This window comes from Rahnella rivi (genome assembly GCF_019049655.1).
Taxonomy (GTDB): domain Bacteria; phylum Pseudomonadota; class Gammaproteobacteria; order Enterobacterales; family Enterobacteriaceae; genus Rahnella; species Rahnella rivi.
The window spans coordinates 32,408-53,970 of the sequence record NZ_JAFMOX010000056.1; the positions used below are offsets into that span (position 1 = coordinate 32,408).

At 56.2% G+C, this 21,563-nt stretch carries 26 protein-coding genes; 8 read left to right on the plus strand and 18 right to left on the minus strand.

All coding sequences use genetic code 11. The annotated features are described in order from the left end of the window. Positions 1-43 precede the first annotated feature (43 nt). Entirely contained in the window at positions 44-922 is an 879-nt protein-coding gene (locus J1779_RS09815) for a U32 family peptidase (RefSeq protein ID WP_056782520.1), read from the minus strand. Between the two features lie 14 nt (positions 923-936). Beyond that, complete coding sequence (gene ubiU, locus J1779_RS09820) at positions 937-1,932, minus strand: ubiquinone anaerobic biosynthesis protein UbiU (RefSeq protein WP_056782424.1); 996 nt, start codon at positions 1,930-1,932, stop codon at positions 937-939. A gap of 303 nt (positions 1,933-2,235) precedes the next feature. On the opposite strand from ubiU, the gene ubiT reads away from it, so the two are divergent. Together ubiT and J1779_RS09830 are read left to right on the plus strand one after the other, a co-directional pair. Next, positions 2,236-2,757: a ubiquinone anaerobic biosynthesis accessory factor UbiT gene (gene ubiT, locus J1779_RS09825; protein ID WP_217203664.1), complete on the plus strand. Its 522-nt coding sequence runs from the start codon at positions 2,236-2,238 to the stop codon at positions 2,755-2,757. Beyond that, the gene (locus tag J1779_RS09830; RefSeq protein ID WP_056782422.1) at positions 2,751-3,254 is read left to right on the plus strand and encodes a GNAT family N-acetyltransferase; all 504 of its coding nucleotides are present in this window, start codon (positions 2,751-2,753) and stop codon (positions 3,252-3,254) included. The genes ubiT and J1779_RS09830 overlap by 7 nt, the downstream gene beginning before the upstream one ends. 27 nt (positions 3,255-3,281) lie before the next feature. Here J1779_RS09830 and J1779_RS09835 read toward each other — a convergent pair whose 3' ends face one another. Beyond that, a complete protein-coding gene (locus J1779_RS09835; protein ID WP_122096269.1) occupies positions 3,282-3,596 on the minus strand; it encodes a GIY-YIG nuclease family protein in 315 nt (104 codons plus the stop codon). A gap of 116 nt (positions 3,597-3,712) precedes the next feature. Here J1779_RS09835 and J1779_RS09840 point away from each other — a divergent pair, with 116 nt between their 5' ends. Continuing rightward, positions 3,713-4,165 carry a YhbP family protein gene (locus J1779_RS09840; RefSeq protein WP_217203665.1) on the plus strand — a complete coding sequence of 151 codons (453 nt, stop codon included), beginning with the start codon at positions 3,713-3,715 and terminating at the stop codon, positions 4,163-4,165. Positions 4,166-4,262: 97 nt separating this feature from the next. After that, positions 4,263-4,904, plus strand: coding sequence for a Rossmann-fold NAD(P)-binding domain-containing protein (locus tag J1779_RS09845; RefSeq protein ID WP_217203666.1), 642 nt, complete (start codon positions 4,263-4,265; stop codon positions 4,902-4,904). A gap of 98 nt (positions 4,905-5,002) precedes the next feature. Here the strand turns inward: J1779_RS09845 and J1779_RS09850 are convergent, their stop codons facing one another. The 10 genes from J1779_RS09850 to phnF are packed head-to-tail and all read right to left on the minus strand — an operon-like array spanning position 5,003 to position 12,598. Then, positions 5,003-5,641, minus strand: coding sequence for an LbetaH domain-containing protein (locus J1779_RS09850; RefSeq protein WP_056782418.1), 639 nt, complete (start codon positions 5,639-5,641; stop codon positions 5,003-5,005). An 8-nt stretch (positions 5,642-5,649) separates the two neighbouring features. Then, positions 5,650-6,225 (minus strand): ribose 1,5-bisphosphokinase, encoded by a 576-nt coding sequence (phnN, locus tag J1779_RS09855; protein WP_183850045.1) that lies wholly within the window; start codon positions 6,223-6,225, stop codon positions 5,650-5,652. Positions 6,226-6,236: 11 nt separating this feature from the next. Next, positions 6,237-7,373, minus strand: a complete 1,137-nt coding sequence (gene phnM, locus J1779_RS09860) for an alpha-D-ribose 1-methylphosphonate 5-triphosphate diphosphatase (protein ID WP_056782416.1) — start codon at positions 7,371-7,373, stop codon at positions 6,237-6,239. Then, positions 7,370-8,077 carry a phosphonate C-P lyase system protein PhnL gene (phnL, locus tag J1779_RS09865; protein WP_056782415.1) on the minus strand — a complete coding sequence of 236 codons (708 nt, stop codon included), beginning with the start codon at positions 8,075-8,077 and terminating at the stop codon, positions 7,370-7,372. Before phnL ends, phnM begins: the two co-directional genes overlap by 4 nt. Before the next feature lie 28 nt (positions 8,078-8,105). After that, entirely contained in the window at positions 8,106-8,897 is a 792-nt protein-coding gene (gene phnK, locus J1779_RS09870; RefSeq protein WP_056782414.1) for a phosphonate C-P lyase system protein PhnK, read from the minus strand. Continuing rightward, positions 8,897-9,772: an alpha-D-ribose 1-methylphosphonate 5-phosphate C-P-lyase PhnJ gene (locus tag J1779_RS09875; RefSeq protein WP_122096265.1), complete on the minus strand. Its 876-nt coding sequence runs from the start codon at positions 9,770-9,772 to the stop codon at positions 8,897-8,899. Before J1779_RS09875 ends, phnK begins: the two co-directional genes overlap by 1 nt. Continuing rightward, positions 9,762-10,844 carry a carbon-phosphorus lyase complex subunit gene (locus J1779_RS09880; protein ID WP_056782412.1) on the minus strand — a complete coding sequence of 361 codons (1,083 nt, stop codon included), beginning with the start codon at positions 10,842-10,844 and terminating at the stop codon, positions 9,762-9,764. The genes J1779_RS09875 and J1779_RS09880 overlap by 11 nt, the downstream gene beginning before the upstream one ends. Continuing rightward, positions 10,844-11,425: a phosphonate C-P lyase system protein PhnH gene (phnH, locus tag J1779_RS09885; RefSeq protein ID WP_136375201.1), complete on the minus strand. Its 582-nt coding sequence runs from the start codon at positions 11,423-11,425 to the stop codon at positions 10,844-10,846. Before phnH ends, J1779_RS09880 begins: the two co-directional genes overlap by 1 nt. Positions 11,426-11,428: 3 nt before the next feature. Then, complete coding sequence (phnG, locus tag J1779_RS09890; protein WP_056782410.1) at positions 11,429-11,872, minus strand: phosphonate C-P lyase system protein PhnG; 444 nt, start codon at positions 11,870-11,872, stop codon at positions 11,429-11,431. Beyond that, on the minus strand, positions 11,873-12,598 hold the full coding sequence (phnF, locus tag J1779_RS09895) for a phosphonate metabolism transcriptional regulator PhnF (protein ID WP_056782409.1): 726 nt from the start codon (positions 12,596-12,598) through the stop codon (positions 11,873-11,875). It lies immediately after the preceding gene. 306 nt (positions 12,599-12,904) lie between these two features. On the opposite strand from phnF, the gene J1779_RS09900 reads away from it, so the two are divergent. The 4 genes from J1779_RS09900 to J1779_RS09915 all read left to right on the plus strand — a co-directional run bounded on the left by J1779_RS09900 (position 12,905) and on the right by J1779_RS09915 (position 14,116). Next, a complete protein-coding gene (locus J1779_RS09900; protein WP_136375200.1) occupies positions 12,905-13,246 on the plus strand; it encodes a type II toxin-antitoxin system RelE/ParE family toxin in 342 nt (113 codons plus the stop codon). Further along, positions 13,230-13,517 (plus strand): helix-turn-helix domain-containing protein, encoded by a 288-nt coding sequence (locus tag J1779_RS09905; RefSeq protein WP_056782407.1) that lies wholly within the window; start codon positions 13,230-13,232, stop codon positions 13,515-13,517. Before J1779_RS09900 ends, J1779_RS09905 begins: the two co-directional genes overlap by 17 nt. Before the next feature lie 122 nt (positions 13,518-13,639). Further along, positions 13,640-13,801, plus strand: coding sequence for a type II toxin-antitoxin system CcdA family antitoxin (locus J1779_RS09910; RefSeq protein ID WP_082465799.1), 162 nt, complete (start codon positions 13,640-13,642; stop codon positions 13,799-13,801). Further along, complete coding sequence (locus J1779_RS09915) at positions 13,802-14,116, plus strand: CcdB family protein (RefSeq protein ID WP_136375198.1); 315 nt, start codon at positions 13,802-13,804, stop codon at positions 14,114-14,116. A 39-nt stretch (positions 14,117-14,155) separates the two neighbouring features. Here J1779_RS09915 and nrdG read toward each other — a convergent pair whose 3' ends face one another. The 5 genes from nrdG to treR all read right to left on the minus strand — a co-directional run bounded on the left by nrdG (position 14,156) and on the right by treR (position 21,281). Next, positions 14,156-14,620 carry an anaerobic ribonucleoside-triphosphate reductase-activating protein gene (gene nrdG, locus J1779_RS09920; RefSeq protein WP_217203667.1) on the minus strand — a complete coding sequence of 155 codons (465 nt, stop codon included), beginning with the start codon at positions 14,618-14,620 and terminating at the stop codon, positions 14,156-14,158. 4 nt (positions 14,621-14,624) lie between these two features. Beyond that, positions 14,625-16,763 carry an anaerobic ribonucleoside-triphosphate reductase gene (gene nrdD / locus J1779_RS09925; protein ID WP_183850151.1) on the minus strand — a complete coding sequence of 713 codons (2,139 nt, stop codon included), beginning with the start codon at positions 16,761-16,763 and terminating at the stop codon, positions 14,625-14,627. Positions 16,764-17,106: 343 nt separating this feature from the next. Then, the gene (treC, locus tag J1779_RS09930; RefSeq protein ID WP_217203668.1) at positions 17,107-18,750 is read right to left on the minus strand and encodes an alpha,alpha-phosphotrehalase; all 1,644 of its coding nucleotides are present in this window, start codon (positions 18,748-18,750) and stop codon (positions 17,107-17,109) included. A 22-nt stretch (positions 18,751-18,772) separates the two neighbouring features. After that, on the minus strand, positions 18,773-20,191 hold the full coding sequence (gene treB / locus J1779_RS09935; RefSeq protein WP_217203669.1) for a PTS trehalose transporter subunit IIBC: 1,419 nt from the start codon (positions 20,189-20,191) through the stop codon (positions 18,773-18,775). Between the two features lie 139 nt (positions 20,192-20,330). Further along, positions 20,331-21,281: a trehalose operon repressor TreR gene (gene treR / locus J1779_RS09940; RefSeq protein ID WP_217203670.1), complete on the minus strand. Its 951-nt coding sequence runs from the start codon at positions 21,279-21,281 to the stop codon at positions 20,331-20,333. Positions 21,282-21,563: the final 282 nt, after the last annotated feature.

Genomic DNA, 21,563 nt, shown 5'->3' on the forward strand with positions numbered 1-21,563 from the left:
CGCCGCAAAGCCATATCCCATTTCTTTTCCGCACGGGCTGAAATTACTGGCGCAGCTCCAGTCCGGCGACGCGCTGCCAGTAACCGTTACAGTCAGCCTTATCGGTCAGCGTCAGCGGCGCTAATCCGTGCTCATTGCGGCGAAACGCCTCCAGCGTGGCAAGTGCTTCGCTGCTTTCCGGCGACAGCCTGACGATATCCACCAGCCCCTGCATCGAGGTCAGTTCATTACCGAGATTGTAACAATAGCCACTTTGCGTCTGAATACCGTTGAGCACAAACACCTGCTGATTTTCCTGTGACAGCACCTTGCGGCCCTGCGGATACTCGATGCAGCAGGTTTCACACTCATCCTTGGCTTTGTTCTCTGAGCGCGCGGTAAAACAGCGTGCCGAATAAGCCAGCGGCAGATGCCCGTAAGACAGCACTTCCACTTCAAACTTATCGCGAATACCCAGATCCTGACACTGGTTCAGCAGGTTCGCCAGCCAGTCGCGGGAAAGCTCAACCGGCATACACCAGCGCACCATGCCTTGTTTTTGCAGGATTTTTAGCGTGACGGCGTTATAGCAGTTCAGCGCATGGCCAACCACAAACGGCAGATTGCGCTCAGCAGCCATATTCACTGCGCCAAAATCATTGGCTTCCAGCAGAAACTCGCCGTTCTCTACGTAGCGTTTCAGTTCATTCAGTTCAGACGGTGCCTGTAACAGGGCCAGCGTGGAGATCACCACCTGTTTGCCGGTCGCTGCCAGCTGGCGCGCGACCTCCAGCCAGTCGTTAACCTTCATTTCACGGCGTTTGGTACAGACATTTTCACCCAGATAAATGATGTCTGCGCTGCTTGCGGCGGCGGCCTGATAAAACTCTTCCACCTGCGCTTTCGGCCAGTAATAAAGGATGGCGCCTAAAGAATATTTCATCATTGTCTCTTCGGTTACTGCCATTTGCGGTGATAGGCACCGAGCGTCGTTTGTGTCCCTTCAGACATTGCGCCCAGCGTGCTCATCCAGGCGGCATCGGTTGTAAAGTGCGCCGGATCGGCCATGCAACGGTCTATCGCCGCACGCCAGACGCGGGCGACCTGGCTGACGTAGGCCGGGCTGCGCTGCCTGCCTTCAATTTTCACCGAGGCAATATTGGCGGCGAACAGCTCGGGCAGTAATTCCAGCGTATTCAGGCTGGTTGGCTCTTCCAGTGCATGATATTTCGCGCCATCCACCAGATAACGGCCTTTGCACAGCGTCGGATAACCGGCGTTTTCGCCTTCCTCGTAACGATCTATCAGCACATCGTTCAGGCGTGATTCCATGCCCTGCGCGGTTTGCTGCCAGCGCACGAACCGCGCCGGAGAACAGGCTCCGACGGTATTGGGTGATTCACCGGTCAGGTAGGAAGACAAATAGCAGCGGCCTTCGGCCATAATGCACAGGCTGCCGAAGGCGAACACTTCCAGCGGCACCACCGACGTGCGCGAGAGCTGACGCACCTGATGCATGGAAAGTACGCGCGGTAACACCACGCGGGCGACGTCGAAGTTACGTTTATAGAAACGGATCGCTTCATCGTTGGTGGCCGAAGCCTGCACCGAAACATGGCGCTCGACGTGAGGATATTTATTGGCCGCGTAATCCAGCATGGCGATATCGGCGAGGATCAGCGCATCCGCGCCGAGTTGTGCGGCCATATCCACGGCGCGCTCCCAGCGCTGATACCCGTCCGGATGTGCAAACGTATTGATGGCGATGTGCAGTTTACGTTGGCGGCTGTGCACGTAACTGACCGCTTCCTGGAGTTTTTTATCTGTGAAATTCAGACCCGCAAAATGGCGCGCGTTGGTGTCGTCTTTCAGGCCGATATAAACCGCATCGGCCCCGTTATCGATCGCCGCTTTCAGCGCAGGTAAATTCCCTGCCGGACAAAGTAGCTCCATGATCATTCCTTGCTGCAACCGGACAGCGTAGCTGAAGGGTTGATAGTGATGAGAAGCGATATGCCGACGTAATTCATTCATCAGCGAGGGCTTCGGTTGGCGAACTATTTTAGAGAAGCTATAGATGCAATATTTTGATTTGAGGCAGTTTCTGCGGTATTGAGCGGTGAGTTAGGGCCGGGGAGGTTGTACGTGAGGTTTTTCTGTAGCAGTATTTATTGATGCAGGCCGCTGAATGAGTCTGGCGATGTGGCAAAATAGACTGACGTGTTGCCCAAAAAGTTACCGAAAGGAGTAGTGCGAGTGTTGCAAAAACTACGTGCACGTATAGTTCGTCAGGGGCCATCCATGTTAAGTGTGCCTTTAAAATTCACCCCTTTCGCCGTGTCGCGTCAGGTTTTGCAGCAGGTGTTGAGCTGGCAGTTACGTCAGGCACTGGCCGACGGCGAACTGGATTTTCTGGAAAGCCGCTGGTTAAAAATTGAGGTTTCCGATCTCAACCTGAGCTGGCAGATGTCCGTCAGCGAAGGCAAACTGATCGTCCGCGAACAAGGCGAAGCCGACGTCAGTTTCAGCGGTCAAGCCAACGATCTGATCCTGATCGCGGCGCGTAAGGAAGATCCGGATACGCTGTTCTTCCAGCGTCGTCTGCGCATTGAAGGTGACACTGAACTCGGTCTGAACGTGAAGAATCTGATGGATTCTATCGACCTTGATACGATGCCTGCACTGCTGAAAAATGGTCTGCTGCGTCTGGCCGACTTTGTTGAAGCAGGTCTGCAAGAGGGCCGTGAGCCACAAGCTCCGGTAGCTGAACCATGTTAATTCGAACTGAAATTCCTGTAGATGCGGCGGGCATAGACCGCCTGTTGCGCTCTGCATTTCCGACCGGTGCCGAAGCCGATTTAGTCCAGGAACTGCGCGAAGACGGCCTGCTGACGCTGGGCGTTGTGGCAACGGATGATGAAGGTGGTGTCGTGGGTTACGTTGCGTTTTGCCCGGTTGATATTCAGGGTGAAGACCGTAACTGGGTGGGGCTGGCGCCGCTGGCGGTAGAAGCCTCTCTGCGCAAGCAGGGGCTGGGGCAAAAACTGGTGTACGAAGGGTTAGATTCCCTCAATGAGTTCGGCTATGCCGCCGTGGTGGTATTAGGTGAACCGGCGTATTACCGCCGTTTTGGCTTCAAACCCGCCGCGCCACACGACCTGCATTGCCGCTGGCCGGGCACGCAAGATGCTTTCCAGTTGTTTACCCTGTCAGACGATGCGCTCACTCATGCCAGCGGAGAAGTGGTTTTCCCGGCGGCATTTAACCGTTTCTGATTTCCAGCGGGCCTGTCATCAGGCCCGTCAGCACTCTTCCTGAACACCGCTCTCCGGCAAGCCAAAATACCTTTCCAGACACGGTGGCGCATTTTTTACCAGTAATTCCTTTTGCGCCTTGCTGAGCTTCTTCACTCTGATCTCCAGCTTCGATGCCAGCGAACGGTTGCCCGCAGGGCAATGGAACGCCAGCCGTAACTCGCCTTTTCCCCGCAGCGCTTTCGCCCCTTTTCCGGACTGATGCTCCGCCAGACGCCGCGTCACGTCGGTGGTGATCCCGGTGTAGAGCACGCCGGTCGGGGTTCTCAACATATACAAATACCAGTTTGGTGGGGCTGACATAGGCTCATGGCGTTTAATAAAGTTTGCGTAAGTTTACCCGAAGCGCACAAAGGAGTGACGTAAAACCTGTTGGCAGCGCGTTACACTGTGCGCAAAGAATGGAAAGGGCACCATTGATGAATAATCCCGACGATCTGAAACACATCCTGAAGTTTCTCAATAAAAACCACGTTCTGGCGCTGTGCGCCGCCGCTGATGGCGACATGTGGAGCGCCAACTGTTTTTACGTCACCGATTCAGAAAGCCTGTCGCTCTATTTCATGACTGAAATGAAAACGCTGCACGGCACGCTGATGGCGAAATCGCCGCAGGTGGTCGGCACCATCGCACCGCATCCGAAAACCATCGCCCTGATCCAGGGGATTCAGTTTCGCGCAGAGGCCACGCTGCTCAGTGGTGAAGAAGAGGGGCGCGCGCGCCATCTTTATTGCACGCATTTTCCCGTGGCCGTGGCGATGAAAGCGCCGGTGTGGCGGCTTAAACTCAATTACATCAAGATGACCGATAACATGCTCGGCTTTGGGAAAAAGCTGCTGTGGGATCGGGGGATGTCTGACATTCATCCGTAACAGGATATGTCTTATAGCGCTGCATTAACGATCAGGTAACACTGAAAAATCTGCTGATAAAAGCTATCTGAAACGCCGATGTTTAAAAGGAAGTGATATGGCAAAAGTTCTTCTTCTTGGTGGGAGTGGTCTGGTGGGGCGAGAGCTTCTGCGCCTGCTCCAGCTGGACCCGCGCGTCAGCCGCATTGTTGCGCCGAGCCGCCGTCCTTTGCCGCCGGGCAGTAAAGTGGTCAATCCGCTGGGAGCCAATCTGACCTCACTGGTGGTCGCGCTGGATGAACCCATCGATTTGCTGTTCTGTTGTCTGGGTACCACCCGCAAACAGGCTGGCAGTGCGTCGGCCTTCCGGGCCGTCGATTACGACCTGGTTGTCGACAGCGCCAAAGCCGCACGGGAACTGGGCGCACGCCATTGTCTTACCGTCAGTGCCCACGGTGCCGATGCGCGTTCGCGTTTTTTATATAACCGGACCAAAGGCGAAATGGAACAGGCGCTGATGCAACAGGGATGGCCGCTGCTGACGCTGGTCAGACCGTCATTGCTGGTGGGAAAACGCCATCCGCCGCGCCTGCTGGAACAACTGAGTGCGCCGTTGTTTAAATTATTGCCGGGAAAACTGAAAGCCATTGATGCCGATATCGTGGCCAGAGCGTTGCAGGAGCAGGCATTCAATGCCGGGCTGGGCGGAATAACGGTGCTGGAATCCGATCAGATTGCCGCCAGTATTGAAGATCTTTAATCCGCGTGATCCGCTCAGGCGGATCCTTGTGATAAGGTATCAGGCAAAAAACGTGAATTTTCTGCCTGTCTGACCTGACGCTTCCTCCCGGTCGATCTTTACAGATATTTTTCCGCAAATACCGCCAGATCCCTGAAGTCCGGCATCCTTTCTTTCAGCGTTTCATGATCCCAGTTCCACCACTGACTTTTTTCGATCCTGTCGATCATCTTATCGTCAAAGCGCATGCCGATCTTCTTCGCCGGGACGCCCGCGACGATGGAATAAGGCTCGACGTCTTTGGTGACCACTGCCGACGTGCCGATCACCGCGCCATTGCCGACGTTCACGCCCGGCATCAGCACCGCGTTATGGCCGATCCACACATCATTGCCCACGGTGACGTGATGCTCACGCCGCCAGTCGAAAAATGCCTGATCGTCTTCACCCAGCCCATACACCGAACTGCGGTAGGTGAAATGGTGCTGCGCCACACGCTGATAGGTCGGATGATTGCCGGGATTGATCCGCACGTAAGTGGCGATCGACACAAACTTGCCGATCGTCGCGTAGAAGATCTGGTTATTTCCGGCGGTGTAAGAGTAATCGCCGATCTGCGTTTCTTCGATGATCGCGTTATCCGCGATGTGCACATAGTGCCCGAGCTGCGATCCGTTGAGCTCAACCTGCTGACCAATTTGAGGCCGGGAAAAATCGTGTTCATCAGCCAGCGAAAAGGGAGAAATGATGTCTGTCATAGGATCCTTCATCGTAACGTCACGGGATAAGCCGGGGCACTGACCGGCAGCGAAAGCACCGCCAGCAGATGCTGTAATGTTTCCTGTAATGCGCCGTCATTGTTCAGCAGATGGCATTCGGCGGGCAGCGCGCTGGCGTACTCTCTGGCGCGCTGAAGCCGACAGGCAATCTGCGCCGCATCTTCGCGTCCGCGTTTCGTAAGACGTGCGGCCAGCACCTCGTCTGAAACCTGCAAACACACCGGCAGCAGCCGCTTGCCATAACGCTGACGGGCGATGTCCAGATGCGCGCGTGAGCCGTTGACCACCACATGACAGCCCAGTTGCATCCAGCTGTCGATTTCAATGCCCACGCCATAGCGGCACTGGTGTGCATGCCATTCAAGGGCAAATAAACCGAGCTGGCGGCGCTGAGAAAACTCGGTTTCACTCAGCGCAATGTGGTTCTCGGCGCCCGCATCGGCAGGGCGTGTAATGTAGCGGTGCGCCACGGCGACATCAGTGGGTAAATGCTGGCGCAACGCGTCCAGAAGACTGTCTTTGCCTGAACCCGACGCGCCCATCAGATAAAGTAAACGACTCATCTTTTCTCCCCTCAGAACACCTGAATGCCCTGACGCCAGACGTTTTGAACGTAGTGATGTTCGCCGTGCGCACGTGCCAGCACCAGGTCCGCGCGTTTGCCCTCGGCAATTTCCCCGCGATCCTGCAAGCCCAGCGCATTAGCCGGATTACGCGTCACCAGCTTCACCGCCTGCGGCAGACTGAAGGCATTATTTTCATCCGTCGCGATGCGGAAGACCGCGTCGAGCAGGCTGGCGGGATAGTAGTCGGAGGAGAGAATATCCAGCAGGCCGAGCGAGGCCAGCTGGTGCGCCGCGACGTTGCCGGAATGCGAGCCGCCACGCACGATATTGGGTGCCCCCATCAGCACCTGCAACCCGTTAGCATGAGAAGCGCGCGCCGCTTCTTCGGTGGTCGGAAATTCAGCGATCACGCTGCCGAGCGCCAGCGATTCTTCGACATGTGCGGCGGTGGCATCATCGTGGCTGGCCAGTGAAATCCTGCGCTCACGGCAGTGTGCAGCAATGGCTTCACGGTTTGGCTGCGCCCAGCGGCGCGACAGGGCGATTTGCTCTTCCTGATAGTCGTCCATCTGCTCATCGTTAAGGTTGTATTTGCCCTGATAATATTCGCGATATTTCTGCGGCGTGGCGAACTGGCGCTGGCCCGGCGAGTGGTCCATCAGCGATACCAGCGACAGCACTGATGTGTCCATCAGCTTCTCGAACAGCGGTAACGTGGTTTCATGCGGCAGTTCGCAGCGCAGATGCAAACGGTGTTCGGCGCGGTTCAGCCCGGCGTTCTGGCTGTTCACAATCGCATCGATCATTTTTTGCAGATTCTCCAGACGATGCCCGCCGTCGCGCACATCCCCGACCGCCACGGCATCCAGCACCGTGGTGATACCGCTGGCGACCATCAGCGCATCGTGGCTGCTCATTGCGGAATGTGCCGGCCAGTCAACTTTCGGGCGCGGCGTGAAAAATTTGTCCAGATTATCGGTGTGCAGCTCGATAAAACCGGGCATCAGCCAGCCACCCTGTGCATCCAGCGCCTGCGGTAACTGACTGCGGGTGTCAGCGAAGGCGCTGATCACGCCGTTTTGCATCTCAAGGGATCCTTCAACAACCTGATCGTCGAGCACCAGTCTGACGTTATTAATGATCATGCGGACATCTCCGGAGCCGTTTCCGGGCTCATTTCATATAAACGATCGGCAACGCGTTCGCGTACATCCGCATCATGGAAAATCCCGACCACCGCCGCGCCACGCGCTTTGGCCTGTTCAATCAGCGTGACGACCGCCGCGCGGTTGGTGGCGTCCAGCGAAGCCGTTGGCTCGTCGAGCAACAGCACCGGATAATCGACTACAAAACCGCGGGCGATGTTCACGCGCTGCTGTTCGCCGCCGGAAAACGTCGAAGGCGCGAGGTGCCACAGGCGTTCCGGTACGTTCAGATGGCGCAGCAAGGCGCTGGCGCGGGCTTCGCTTTGCGCTTTATCCACGCCCAGTTCCAGCAGCGGCTGCATCACCAGATTCAGTGCGCTGATGCGTGGGATAACCCGCAGAAACTGGCTGACCCAGCCGACCGTATGGCGGCGAACCGCCAGGATCTGCCGCGCTTCGGCGCTGACCATGTCAATCTGCTGGCCCTGATGTTCCACCCAGATTTTGCCGCTGTCCGGCAGATAGTTGCCGTATAAAGAGCGCAGAAGGGTAGATTTCCCGCTGCCGGAATGGCCGTGCAGCACCACGCACTCCCCGGCATTTACTGTCAGGCTGGCGTTGCTGAATACCGGCAATCTGGCGCTGTTCTGGTTATGCAGAACAAACGTTTTACTGAGATTTTCGACCCTGAGCTTCGTCGTCATTTTGGTCACTCTTTCTCTTAAATAAGGTTCAGGACAGCACGGAAGAAACGAGCAGCTGTGTATAAGGATGATGCGGATCGTCGAGCACGCGGTCGGTTAATCCACTTTCCACCACCTGACCCTGCTTCATCACCAGCAGACGGTGCGCAAGCAGGCGGGCGACGCCCAGATCGTGGGTGACAATCACCACCGCCAGCTGCATTTCCACCACCAGCGTGCGCAGCAGATCCAGCAGACGCGCCTGCACGGACACGTCGAGTCCGCCGGTTGGTTCGTCCATAAACACCAGACGCGGATGCGTCACCAGATTGCGGGCGATTTGCAGACGTTGCTGCATGCCGCCGGAAAACGTGGTCGGCAGGTCATCAATGCGCGACACCGGAATTTCGACATCCTCCAGCCACTGACCGGCTTTCTTGCGGATATCGCCGTAATGACGTTCGCCCACGGCCATCAGACGTTCGCCGATGTTGCCCCCGGCAGACACCTGACGGCGTAAACCGTCCATCGGATGCTGATGCACCACGCCCCAGTCGGTGCGCAGCAAACGGCGGCGGTCGCTTTCGGCCATGTCATACAACGACTGTGCGGCAACCTGGCCGTTGTTGTAGATGACCTGTCCTTGCTGTGGCGCGAGGCGGGCAGAAATCGACTGCAACAGCGTGGTTTTACCCGAGCCGGATTCACCGACAATGCCCAGCACTTCGCCCGGATACAGATTGAACGACACATCGCTGAAGCCTTTGCCCGGCGCATAAAGGTGAGTCAGGTTATTCACCGACAACAGGGGTTCGGCGGCGAGATTTAAGGGAGTGGTCATCAGCGGTTACCCTCGTTGGAAGCCTGTTGCTCAACCTGCTGAGCACAAAAATCGGTGTCGGAGCACACGAACATGCGGTTGCCCTGATCGTCGAGCACCACTTCATCGAGATAACTGTGGCGCGACCCGCAGAGGGCGCAGGGTTCATCCCATTGCTGGACGGTGAACGGATGATCGTCGAAATCCAGACTTTCCACTTTGGTGAACGGTGGCAGGGCGTAAATGCGTTTTTCACGGCCGGCACCGAACAGTTGCAAGGCGGGCATCATGTTCATTTTCGGGTTATCGAATTTTGGGATCGGCGACGGATCCATCACGTAGCGGTCATTCACCTTCACCGGATAGGCGTAGGTGGTGGCGATATGGCCGAAGCGCGCGATGTCCTCGTAAAGTTTCACCTGCATCACGCCGTACTCTTCCAGCGCGTGCATTTTTCGGGTTTCCGTTTCACGCGGTTCAATAAAGCGCAGCGGCTCCGGGATCGGCACCTGAAAAATCAGGATCTGATCTTCCTGCAACGGCGTCTCCGGGATGCGGTGACGGGTCTGGATCAGGCTGGCTTCCACGGTTTTCTCTGTGGTTTTCACCCCCGCGACACTCTGGAAGAATTTGCGGATCGACACGGCATTGGTGGTGTCGTCGGCGCCCTGGTCGATCACTTTCAGCACATCGTTTTCGCCGATCACGCTGGCGGTCAGCTGGATCCCGCCGGTGCCCCAGCCGTAAGGCATCGGCATTTCGCGTCCGGCGAACGGTACCTGATAACCGGGGATCGCCACGGCTTTGAGGATCCCACGGCGGATCATGCGTTTGGTCTGTTCATCAAGATAACCGTGGTTGTAGCCGGTCAGTGTGCGGGCGGTATTATTGTTCATTGGCAGGATCCTGTTCTTTCGCGGCGCGCAGGCGTTTTAGCAACTCCAGTTCGGCCTGGAAATCGACGTAGTGCGGCAGTTTGAGGTGCGAAACAAAACCGGCGGCTTCGACGTTATCGGCGTGCGACAACACGAATTCTTCATCCTGCGCCGGGCTGCTGATCTGCTCGTTGTATTCACGGGTTTGCAGTGCGCGATCCACCAGCGACATCGACATCGCCTTGCGCTCGGCACGGCCAAACACCAGCCCGTATCCACGGGTAAAGTGCGGCGGTTTGTCTTCGGGGGCGACAAAACCGTTCACCATCTCGCATTCGGTCAGCAGGATTTCGCCGATATCAATGGCAAAACCCAGCTCCTCCGGCACAATGTCAACGGTCAGCCAGCCGGTGCGGATTTCTCCGGCAAACGGATGCGTGCGACCGTAACCGCGCTGGGTGGAATAGCTCAGCGACAGCAGAAAACCTTCGTCGCCGCGCACCAGCTGTTGCAGACGCGCCGCGCGGGATGCCGGAAATACCGGCGGCGTGCGGGTGATATCTTCCGGCTCACTCCCGTCGTCTTCTTCACGAACGGCCAGCTGTTGCTGTGTCAGCAAATCAAATACGTGCCCGCAGTCTTCCGGTTGCGGTTCATCGGCAATCGGGGTAAACGGCGCTTCGCCTTCGGCCAGCAGGGCAAAATCCAGCAGACGGTGGGTGTAATCGTAGGTCGGCCCGAGCACCTGGCCGCCTGGCAAATCTTTGTAGATGGCGGAAATGCGGCGTTCAAGGCGCATCGCCTGAGTGTTCAGCGGCTCGCTGGTCGCCAGACGCGGCAACGTGGTGCGGTAAGCGCGTAGCAGGAAAATCGCTTCTACCAGATCACCGCCGGACTGTTTGATCGCCAGCGCCGCCAGCTCGCGGTCGTAGATCCCGCCTTCGCTCATCACACGGTCAACCGCCAGCCCCAGCTGTTGTTCAATCTGATCACAGCCCAGTTCATTCACATCGGCGTTGCCACGGCGTTCGTGCGCCAGCAACTGATGGGCGGCGGCAATCGCCTTCTCACCCCCTTTAACGGCGACGTACATCAGCACACCTCCACGCGCGTGGTGCGCGGTATGGCAATCAATTCTTCGCCGCAGGTGAACATAAAGTCCAGGCCCAGCGGGAAGCGGTGAGGGCGGTTGAGCAGATAATCGCGGACGGAATCGGGCAACTGCGGCGTGATCATCCGGCTGCTTTCGATGCCCGGCCCACTCAGACGCAGCGGCGTGCCGCCGGTGAGACTTTCCAGCTGAACAATCACGCTGGTCGCCAGCTCCGGTGACATTTCATCCCCGCACGGGAAAGCCAGCAGGGTGGCGCTGTCGAGCGCCGGATCGGCCAGCGCAAAACTGACGGCAGACGCATCGTCGGTCAGCACGGCACCGGTATGAAAACGCAGGTTTTTACGCAGGATTTCATCGTTGAGCGACGCGCTCAGCCACAGCGGCGTGTCTTTATCGATAAGCGTCAGCAGCACGCAGGCGCTGGCAGAGCCCAGCGCGCCAAAACCGGGCATGGCGGGCAACTGCACGCTGACGCCGGGCTCGCTTAACGCCTTGAGAATACGACGAAAGCTGTACTGCGCATCGGCAACGGGATGTTGAAAACTGGCAACAAGTGACATGAATTATTCTCCGCGAACCAGGGTAAAGAAATCGACGCGGCTGGAAGCCACTTCACGGGCGCGTTGCTGACGGCGCTCCTGTTGCAGCGCAGCCAGCGGGGCGATCACACGTTTATGCAGCAGTTCGTCCATGCCCTGCATTTGCAGTAAGGCGTCGATGACCGCGCACAGTTCGGCGTGCGGTTTATTGCGCCCGCTGACGTAGCTGTAGCCATAGACGCCGCCATCTAACTGAATGACCGCGCGGGTGATGGTCATGTCGCCCATCACGAAACGTTTTCCGGTGCCGCCCATGCGGCCCTGAAGCTGCGTCAGGCCGGTTTCGGCAGCGCGGATGCGTTCAAACTGCGGTGATAAATTTAACGTTTGCCAGTGCGCGAGCAGTTCGTCGGGGCGGCTGTGAGCCAGCACCGACATCCAGCGCTGGCGGGTTTGCAGGTGATCCATTCAGTGCTCCATGGTCAGTTCGATCATGTCGGCGCGCGTCAGGCTGACGGAGTATTCCGCCACCATGTCGCTGCCTTCACGAATGTTCAGGGTGCGCACACACAGCAGCGGTGCCTGCGGTACGATTTCGAGTAATTTGCTCTCTTTCGCCAGCGCGCGGCGGGCATTGATCCGGGTGGTGCGGCGGCTGAGTTTTTGCTTAATTTCTTCGCGGATAAAATCGTGCAGCGAGCCGCTGTGGAAGTTTTGCAGCGCAGGCCACCAGTCGAGATCCGGCAGGTAGTGGTCAATCACGCACACCGGCACACCGTTAACGCGGCGCAGTGTGCGCAAATGAATAATCGTGTCGCCTTCCTGGCGGGACAGCGCCGCCGCAACGTGATCGGTCGCCGGACGCAGCACCGCCAGCAGACGTTCGCTGGTCGGGTGACTGCCCTGATCCAGCAGGTTCTGGCTGAACCGCGCCTGCGAGTGCAGCGGATAATCGTAAGGCCGCATCAGCACCAGCGTGCCAATGCCCTGACGGCGTTGCAGCCAGCCGCGATCCACCAGCTCATCCACCGCACGGCGCAGCGTGTGGCGGTTCACCTGAAAACGTTCAGCAAGCTGTTGTTCCGGCGGCAGATAATCACCGCAGCGGTAACCGTTACGCAGTTCCTGTTCCAGTTCGGCAGCGATTTGCTGATACACCGTGGTGTGACTGGTCGGATGTCTAGATAAGTTCATCACAATGAATACCTCGCACGGGATAAACGGGCTATGGCAGGGGAAGTATGAAAGCGGTCTGAAAGGGTCATGATGCAAACCTCAGTGTGGCGTTGGCATCATGTTGGCGGAGCTTAATGACAGTTGGGTGAAGGTCTGATTGCAGGGAAATGAAGAGTTGGAAGACATCGCGCAGGAATGAAAGGCGGTGATTTACCCCGGATGCGCAGGCAATTACATTTCATCCGCACCATCGGCGGGAGGCAGCGTAAGGTGATTTTTCCTTCGGTTATATAAAATTTTGTATATTTCATCCGGGAAGGTAAGATGAAAAGGATTTTCTTTGTCGACAGCAGTTTGGCGGATTTACAGCGTTTTCCCTTACAGGCTCGTCGGGAAGCAGGACACCAGTTATATCGGGTGCAACATGGCGAGATGCCTTTTGACTGGAAACCCATGCCAAATGTGGGGATGGGTGTCCGCGAAATACGGATTAAAGACGCGGAGGGTATTTACCGGATTTTATATATCGCCAAATTTAAAGAAGCCATTTATGTGCTTCACTGCTTTCAGAAAAAATCTCAGGCCACGAATCATCATGATCTTGAGTTGGCTAAAAAACGCTATAAATCAGAAGTAAGCCGGAGGAAGAATGATTCAGAGTTTTGATAATGTCTGGGATGCCATCGAAGATACGCCGCAGCAAGCCGAGAATATGAAAATACGCTCCAGATTAATGATGGTTCTCACTGCACACATCGAGAAAAACAAAATGACCCAGGCCCAGGCTGCGCAGTTTTTTGGGGTAACTCAGCCACGGATATCGGATCTGATGCGCGGTAAAATCTCGGTATTCAGTATTGATATGCTGGTGAACATGCTGGCGAGTGCCGAGTTGCACATCACCCATATTGAAATCGGTGGGCAAGCCGTGGCGTGAAAACGAAGAGTTGGAAGGCGCCTCGCAGGAATTAACAGTGGTGATTTACGAGTTGAGGGTGAAGGAATACACTTTATTTTAGTTGATTGTTTTTCATACTAAAAACTGTAAAAGGAACTGTTATGTCAGTAGGAAATAAGAGGGATTTTAAAATGTCTGCGGAGCAACCCGTTCAGGAAACAGCAGTTGAGCAATGGCGACGTGAAAACCGGGCCGGGCTTGAGGCGCTCAAGAAATACGTGGAAAAGCATGGGACGCTGACTCATCCGCCACGGAAATTATAAATGGAGCATTACGCTATTTATAAAAATATGGGTGAGCGTAAAGCCGCTTACCCCTATCTGCTTAATGTTCTCCATCCTGCGGCGAGTGGCTTTGGTAATACCGTCATGGTGCCGCTGGTTCCCCTGGCGAGGATGACTACCTCTCCCCCTAAAAAACTGTGCCCGTTACTTAAAGTTCAGCACAAACATTATGTGCTGATGACACACATTCCAGGCGGGATCCCGCCTCAGGAAATTGGCGATCAGGTCAGACAGCTCGATGGCGAAATCTATGAAGTGAAAAATGCGTTTGATTTTTTACTGAATGGAATTTGAATCAGAGGAGAGGGGAATGATTTCCCCTCTGAATGGAATCTAACGTAAGTAATGGATCACCTGATTGCCGCTGCCGCGCCAGATAAGTGACGGGTCTTTCAGTTCCTGCACGAATTTCCCGTCGACCAGCACGTTGATTAATGCCGTCACTTCCTGCTGTTCAGCGCTCAGTTCACCCAGCGTATAACCGGTCCACATCCACACGTCTTTACCCGGACATTCTGCCTGCACGCGCAATAATAACTGGCGCACGGCGGAAAGATTCTGCGGATGCAGCGGGTCTCCGCCGGAGAGCGTCAGCCCCTGACGTGGAATGACGGTGTTTTGCAGGTCGGCGATGATGCGGTCTTCGTCTTCCTGCGTAAAGGGTTTGCCCGAGTCCAGCCGCCAGGTGCTTTTGTTATAGCACCCGCGGCATTCGTGGACGCAGCCGGAAACGAACAGCACGCAGCGCGTTCCCGGCCCGTTGACGACGTCTATCGGGTAATACTGATGGAATCTCAACGCATTAACCCAGCTGGCCGTTACCCAGATGTTTAATCCGGCGCTTCACTTCTTCCTGCTTACCGGCGTTAAACGGACGGGCATCCGGGCTGCCGAGATAACCGCACACGCGGCGGGTGACTGACACGCGGGAAGGTTCGTGATTGCCGCATTTCGGGCAGGTGAAACCTTTGCTGGTACATTCGAATTCGCCGGTGTAGCCACAGTCGTAACACTCATCGATGGGCGTGTTGGTGCCGTAATACGGCACGCGGGTGTAACTGTAATCCCACACGTCTTCCAGCGCTTTCAGGTTGTGCTGCAGGTTCGGGTATTCGCCATAGCAGATGAAACCACCGTTGCTCAGTGGCGGGTACGGCGCTTCGAAGTCGAGTTTTTCGTACGGATTCACTTTCTTCTCGACGTCCAGATGGAAGCTGTTGGTGTAATACCCTTTATCAGTGACCCCGGCCACCAGCCCGAACTCGGCTGCATCCAGACGGCAGAAGCGGTCGCACAGGTTCTCGCTCGGCGTGCTGTACAGGCTGAAACCGTAGCCGGTTTCATCTTTCCAGCTCTCGGTGGCTGCTTTCAGTCGGGCAACAATCGCCTCGGCTTTTTCGCGCAACTGGCTGGCGTCGAAGACATGAGTCTCGTCACCGAACAGCGCGTTGATGGTTTCATGCACGCCGATGTAACCCAGTGAAATCGATGCGCGGCCATTTTTGAAGATACCTGAGATATCGTCGTCGGCTTTCAGACGCACGCCGCACGCCCCTTCCATGTACAGGATCGGCGCCACGCGGGCTTTGATGCCTTCGAGGCGGGCGATGCGCGTCATCAGCGCTTTTTTCGCCAGCAGCAGACGCTCGTCGAGCAGCGCCCAGAACGCGGCTTCGTCGCGTTTCGCTTCCAGCGCGATGCGCGGCAGGTTCAGGCTTATCACGCCGATATTGTTGCGGCCTTCGTGGATCATCTCGCCATTTTCTTCATAAACGCCCAGGAAACTGCGGCAGCCCATCGGCGTTTTGAAGGATCCGGTGACTTTCACCACCTGATCGTAATTGAGGATATCCGGATACATGCGCTTGCTGGCGCATTCCAGCGCCAGTTGCTTGATGTCGTAATTGGCGTCACCGGCTTTATGGTTCAGGCCATCGCGGATGGCAAAGACCAGTTTCGGGAACACGGCGGTTTTGCGGTTTTTGCCAAGCCCCGCAATGCGGTTGCGCAGAATAGATTGCTGAATTAAACGTGATTCCCACGTGGTGCCGAGGCCAAAACCGAAGGTAACGAAAGGCGTCTGGCCGTTGGCGGTGTGCAGTGTGTTGACTTCATATTCCAGCGACTGGAAGGCGTCATAACACTCTTTCTCGGTGCGGTTGTGGGCAAAGGCTTCGACATCGGCAATCTGCCACTCTTCGGCGGTCTGGCGATGTTTGTTGAAGCTGGCGGTGACGAACGGTGCCAGCACTTCATCAATACGGTTAATGGTGGTGCCGCCGTAAATGTGGCTGGCGACCTGCGCGATAATCTGCGCGGTGACGGCGGTGGCGGTGGAAATCGACTTAGGCGTATCAATTTCCGCATTGCCCATTTTGAAACCGTGATTCAGCATGCCTTTCAGGTCAATCAGCATGCAGTTAAACATCGGGAAGAACGGCGAGTAATCGAGGTCATGATAGTGGATTTCGCCGCGCTCATGCGCCAGCACCACTTCACGTGGCAAAATATGTTGTTTGGCGTAGTGCTTCGCCACAATACCGGCCAGCAGATCGCGCTGGGTCGGGATGACTTTGCTGTCTTTGTTGGCGTTCTCGTTGAGCAGCGCCATATTGCTTTGCTCAACCAGACCGCGGATTTCCTGGTTCAGGCGTCCGCGCATTTCACGTTTCACGTCGCGGTCGTGGCGGTATTCAATATAAGCACGCGCCAGTTTTTTATACGGCCCCGCCATCAGCTGGTTTTCAACCGCATCCTGAATTTCGTGGATGTCGACGCGTGCCTGGTCTTGCAGATTTTCGGCAACAACGCGGGCGACCTGTTCGCAATAACCAATGCTGTCGATACCGGCAGCCGCTGCCGCGCGTTGCACCGCTTGTTTGATCAGAACTTCATCGAAAGGGACCTGACAACCATCCCGCTTAATCACGATGGGTTGCATTTTCTTCGTATTAGCGGGAACGGATTCCAGTCTGTCTGCCTTCACAATGACACTCCTTTTTTGCGCATCCCGCGCCCCACAAGGCCTGAAGGCCTGTTGTGTGGGTTTTACAGGTAAACGCTATATATTGGGTTGGGTGTGTACTATACACACTAGATGTAGGATTCGCGCGAGCGTTAATTCTCGTTTTATTGACCTGAAACAAAGAATTTTTTCAGCGGAAGAATTGATGACCAAATGTAAATTCTGGCCTCATTTTTGCCTGTTGTTTTTTAAGGAGATGCATAAAAAACAAACGGGTCAGCCACGAGTGTGACTGACCCGACAGAACAGAAAATTCAGACTATATGGCGAGTTGCCAGAGGGATTCGTAAGGACGAAGGATGCCGGAAGTGGCGGAGGTGTCGTAATTACTCAGCAGCGTCTCGCCGGTGAATTCCGTGAGATCCAGCGCCTGATCTTGCGCGCTCAGGTTGGCCACCACGCGCAGGGTTTTACCGCCTGCGGTACGCATATAACACCAGAGTTGCGGATGCTCCGGCAGCAAGTCCTGATAATCGCCGTCCGTCAGCACCGGCAAGGTTTTGCGCAGGCCGATCAGTTGCTGATAGAGATAAAACACCGAGTTTTTATCTGCCAGCGCCTGTTCGGTATTAATTTCCTGCGCGTTGTGGCTGACGGAAATCCACGGCGTGCCGGTGGTGAATCCGGCCTGTTCTCCGGCGTTCCACTGCATCGGCGTGCGGCTGTTATCCCGTGATTTCTTCGCCAGAATGCGCAGCAGTTCTTCGTTGCTGCGCCCGTCAGACTTCAGCTCGGCAAACATATTCAGGCTTTCCACATCGCGGTATTGCTCGAGATGTTTAAAGCCCGGATTGGTCATGCCGATTTCTTCGCCCTGATAAATGTAAGGCGTGCCCTGCAACCCGTGCAGCACCATCGCCAGCATTTTGGCGGACGTCGTGCGCAGTGCGCCTTCATCGCCAAAGCGCGACACGATGCGCGGCTGATCGTGATTACACCAGAACAGCGCATTCCAGGCGTGGCCGTGCATTCCCTGCTGCCATTCGCGGAAAATCTGTTTGAGCTGGATGAAATCCGGCGGCGCGTCGGTCCACTTCTCACCGTTCGGGTAATCGACTTTCAGGTGATGGAAATTAAAGGTCATCGACAGTTCGCTGCCGTCGTTGGCGGCGTAACGGCGGCAATGTTCGAGCTGAGTGGAAGACATTTCGCCGACCGTCATCAGCCCGAGCGGTTTGAACACGTCGCGGCTGAATTCCTGCAGGAACTCATGAATGCGCGGTCCGTCGGTGTAAAAACGGCGGCCATCGCCTGCGTCGTCAGCGGGGAAATCCTGCTGTTTCGAGACCAGATTAATCACGTCCAGCCGCAGTCCGTCGACGCCTTTATCCGCCCAGAAATGACAGACTTTTTTCAGTGCCTCGCGCACCGGCGGGTATTCCCAGTTGAGATCGGCCTGTTCGGTCGCGAACAGGTGCAGATAATACTGGCTGCTGTCTTCATGCCACTGCCAGGCGCCGCCACCGAATTTGGAGCGCCAGTTGTTCGGCGGCCCGCCTTCGGCAGCGCCGTCGCGCCAGACATAGAACGGGCGGAAGGTGCTGCCCGGATCCTGCGACTGGCGGAACCATTCGTGGTGGGTCGAGGTGTGGTTAAACACCATGTCCATCACGATGCGCATTCCGCGCTGATGTGCCTCTGCGGTCAGCCGCTCGAAATCTTCCAGTGTGCCGTAAGCCGGGTCAATCGCGCAGTAATCGGCCACGTCGTAGCCATTATCAATTTGCGGCGAGAGGTACATCGGCGTCAGCCACAGGGCATCAACGCCCAGCGTTTTCAGGTAATCCAGACGCCGGGTGATGCCATTGATATCACCGGTGCCGCTGCCCGTGGTGTCCTGAAAACTCTTTGGGTAAATCTGGTAAATCACGCCGTTTTTCCACCACGGCAATTCGCTATTCATTCCATTTTCCTTCTTGAAAGTCTTACACCACTGCCAGTTCGCCACGGCGGGCTTTACGCTGATAAACCAGCACGGTCAGGATAATCGGCACCACAATCGCCACCAGCGTCGCCAGTGCATAGATGCTCCAGAACTGCGGTTTGATGGACAAAATGCCCGGCAACCCGCCGACGCCAATGCCATTGGCGGTGACGTGGAACAGGCCGCAGATCAGGCCAGCTAAGGCCGAGCCGATCATCGCGCACAGCATCGGGAAGCGGTATTTCAGGTTGATGCCGTACATTGCCGGTTCGGTCACGCCGAGGAAGGCGGAAATCGCCGCCGGTACGGAAATCTCACGCTCGTTATGTTTACGGCTGACGATAATCACGCCGACGACCGCAGCAGCTTGCGCAATGTTGGAGAGGGCGATCAGCGGCCAGACCGGGGTGCCGCCGGTGCTTTGCACCATCTGCATGTCGATGGCGAGCGTGGTCTGATGCACGCCGGTAATGACCAGCGGTGCGTAGAGGAAACCAAACAGTGCGGCACCTATTGGCGCGAGGCTGCCGGTCATGACGAATTTCACCGCGAAGGCCACGCCGTCGCCGATCATGCGGCCAAACGGCCCGATCAGCGTGTGCGCCAGGAACACGGCAATAATCAGTGAAGTGACGGGCACAATCACCAGATACAGGTAATTCGGGATGATGCGCTTGAGGCCATTTTCGATCATCGCCAGCGCCATACTGGCGAGAACGGAAGGAATCACCTGCGCCTGATAACCGACTTTTTCGATGGTGAACCAGCCGAAATTCCACACTTCAGGGATTTGCTGCCCGAGGTTGTAGGAGTTCATTAACTGCGGCGACACCAGCGTGATGCCGAGTACGATACCGAGGATTTCCGTCCCGCCCATTTTTTTGACCGTTGACCAGCACACCGCCACCGGCAGGAACATAAACACCGCTTCGCCGAGCAGCCACAGGAAGTCATAAATCGACTGCCACAGCGGATGCATCTGCGCCAGCGTCTGGCCGCCGCTCATCGGGATTTCACCGATAACGTTGCGGAAACCGAGGATCAAACCGCCGCTGATCAGCGCCGGTAACAGCGGGAAGAAGATTTCCGCGAAGTGAGAAATGCTGCGCTCAAACCAGCTCATATTCTGGCGGGCGGCGACTTTCGCCTGTTCTTTTCCCGCCGCACTTTTCCCGGTGCTGGCGATCAGGACTTTATAGTAATCATCCACTTCCGGCCCGATCACTACCTGGAACTGACCGGCGTTGGTGAAGCAACCTTTCACCATCGGCAGGGCTTCGAGGCCTTTCGGGTCGGCTTTGGACGGATCATTGAGGACAAAACGAAGACGCGTAATGCAGTGAGTCACCATCGCGATATTGTCGCTGCCGCCAACGAGGGCGATCAGCTGATCAACATCCTGTTGCTTAACTTTGCTCATGAGATGTGGCCTGTGATTTAGCGTAAGGGTGTAGGGTAAGGTTCAAGCATAGCGAAGGCGGTGGGAACTTGTCCGGGAACGTTCCCGGTTTTGCCGGGACGATCACAAAGTTTCTGTTTTTATCAGGCGGGAAGGCCGGTCAGGCGGAGAGTTTTCCGGGAATAATCAGCTGCTGCACGGTCGCGGAACCGCCAAGCTGAGCCAGCAGTTGCGTTGCCGCCGCTTCACCGCCCGCGCCGTAACCGAGTTCTACCGAATAAGATTCAGGGAACAGGAAGTGCAGCAGCGGGTTGTTACCGATCCCGCAGACCTGCACGTCGCGGATTTGCTGCTGTTGCAGGTATTTCTGTGCGCCGATGGCGATAGTGTCCGAGGCACATACCACGGCCTGAATGTCATTTTCCAGCAACTGCGGGATCAGGTCGAAGCCGCTCTGATAGGTGAGCTCGCCCAGCGCCACGTGCGGCGTCAGGCCGTGCGCCTGACAAAATGCCTGATAGGCCGCGCTGCGCCGCTGGCCGGTGGTGGTGTCCTTCGGGGAGACGCCGATAAAGCCGATCCGGCGCAGGTTCTGTGCCAGCAACTTTTGCATCAAAAGCTGTACCGCGCCGGCATCGTCATAACAGACAGAGGACAGCCCCGGCATATCGCGCGCCAGTATCACCATTTTGTCCTGCCACGGCGTCAGCATCTGCGCGGATAAGCCGGTGAAACCAAACAGCACCACGCCGTCGATGTTGCGCTGTTTCAGCACCTGCAAATGTTCTTTAACGCGTTCGGCGCTGAACTGACTTTCCAGCACGATCGGATCGTACCCCTGCTGATAAAACAGCGGCAGCATGGCGCGCACCGCCAGGTTTTCTGACGGCGAATCGAGACGCGACACGATGATCGCCACAATTTTATCGCTGAACCCGCGCATGGCCCGCGCCGATTTCGACGGGCTGAAATGCTGCTGTTCAATCACCTGTAATACCCGTTCACGGGTTTGCGGGCTGACGTTGCCTTCGTTATTTAAAACGCGGGAAACCGTGGATTTTCCGACGCCGCTCAGGCGGGCAATATCATTAATGGTCAGGCGATTTTGCATGGTGATTTTTTTAGCTAAAAATGCTCAGGTTTAAAAACGGTTGTAGTTGGTGAGCGTATGATCCGCTCAAATATCGACGCTTCGCAATATCGAATCGATACCCTAACGGATTTTCCTGCCTGATGCGTATGAATTTCCAGACCGTTCCTTATCGGAGGTGAAAACCCATGGAACCCGACCCCAATTCAGTAGGTCCGTTGTGATCCGGTAAGCACCCGCATTTTCGCTGCTGCTTGCCGTGACGTTACCTGGCAGGCAGCGGCGCACGTCTTTTCGTTCGCC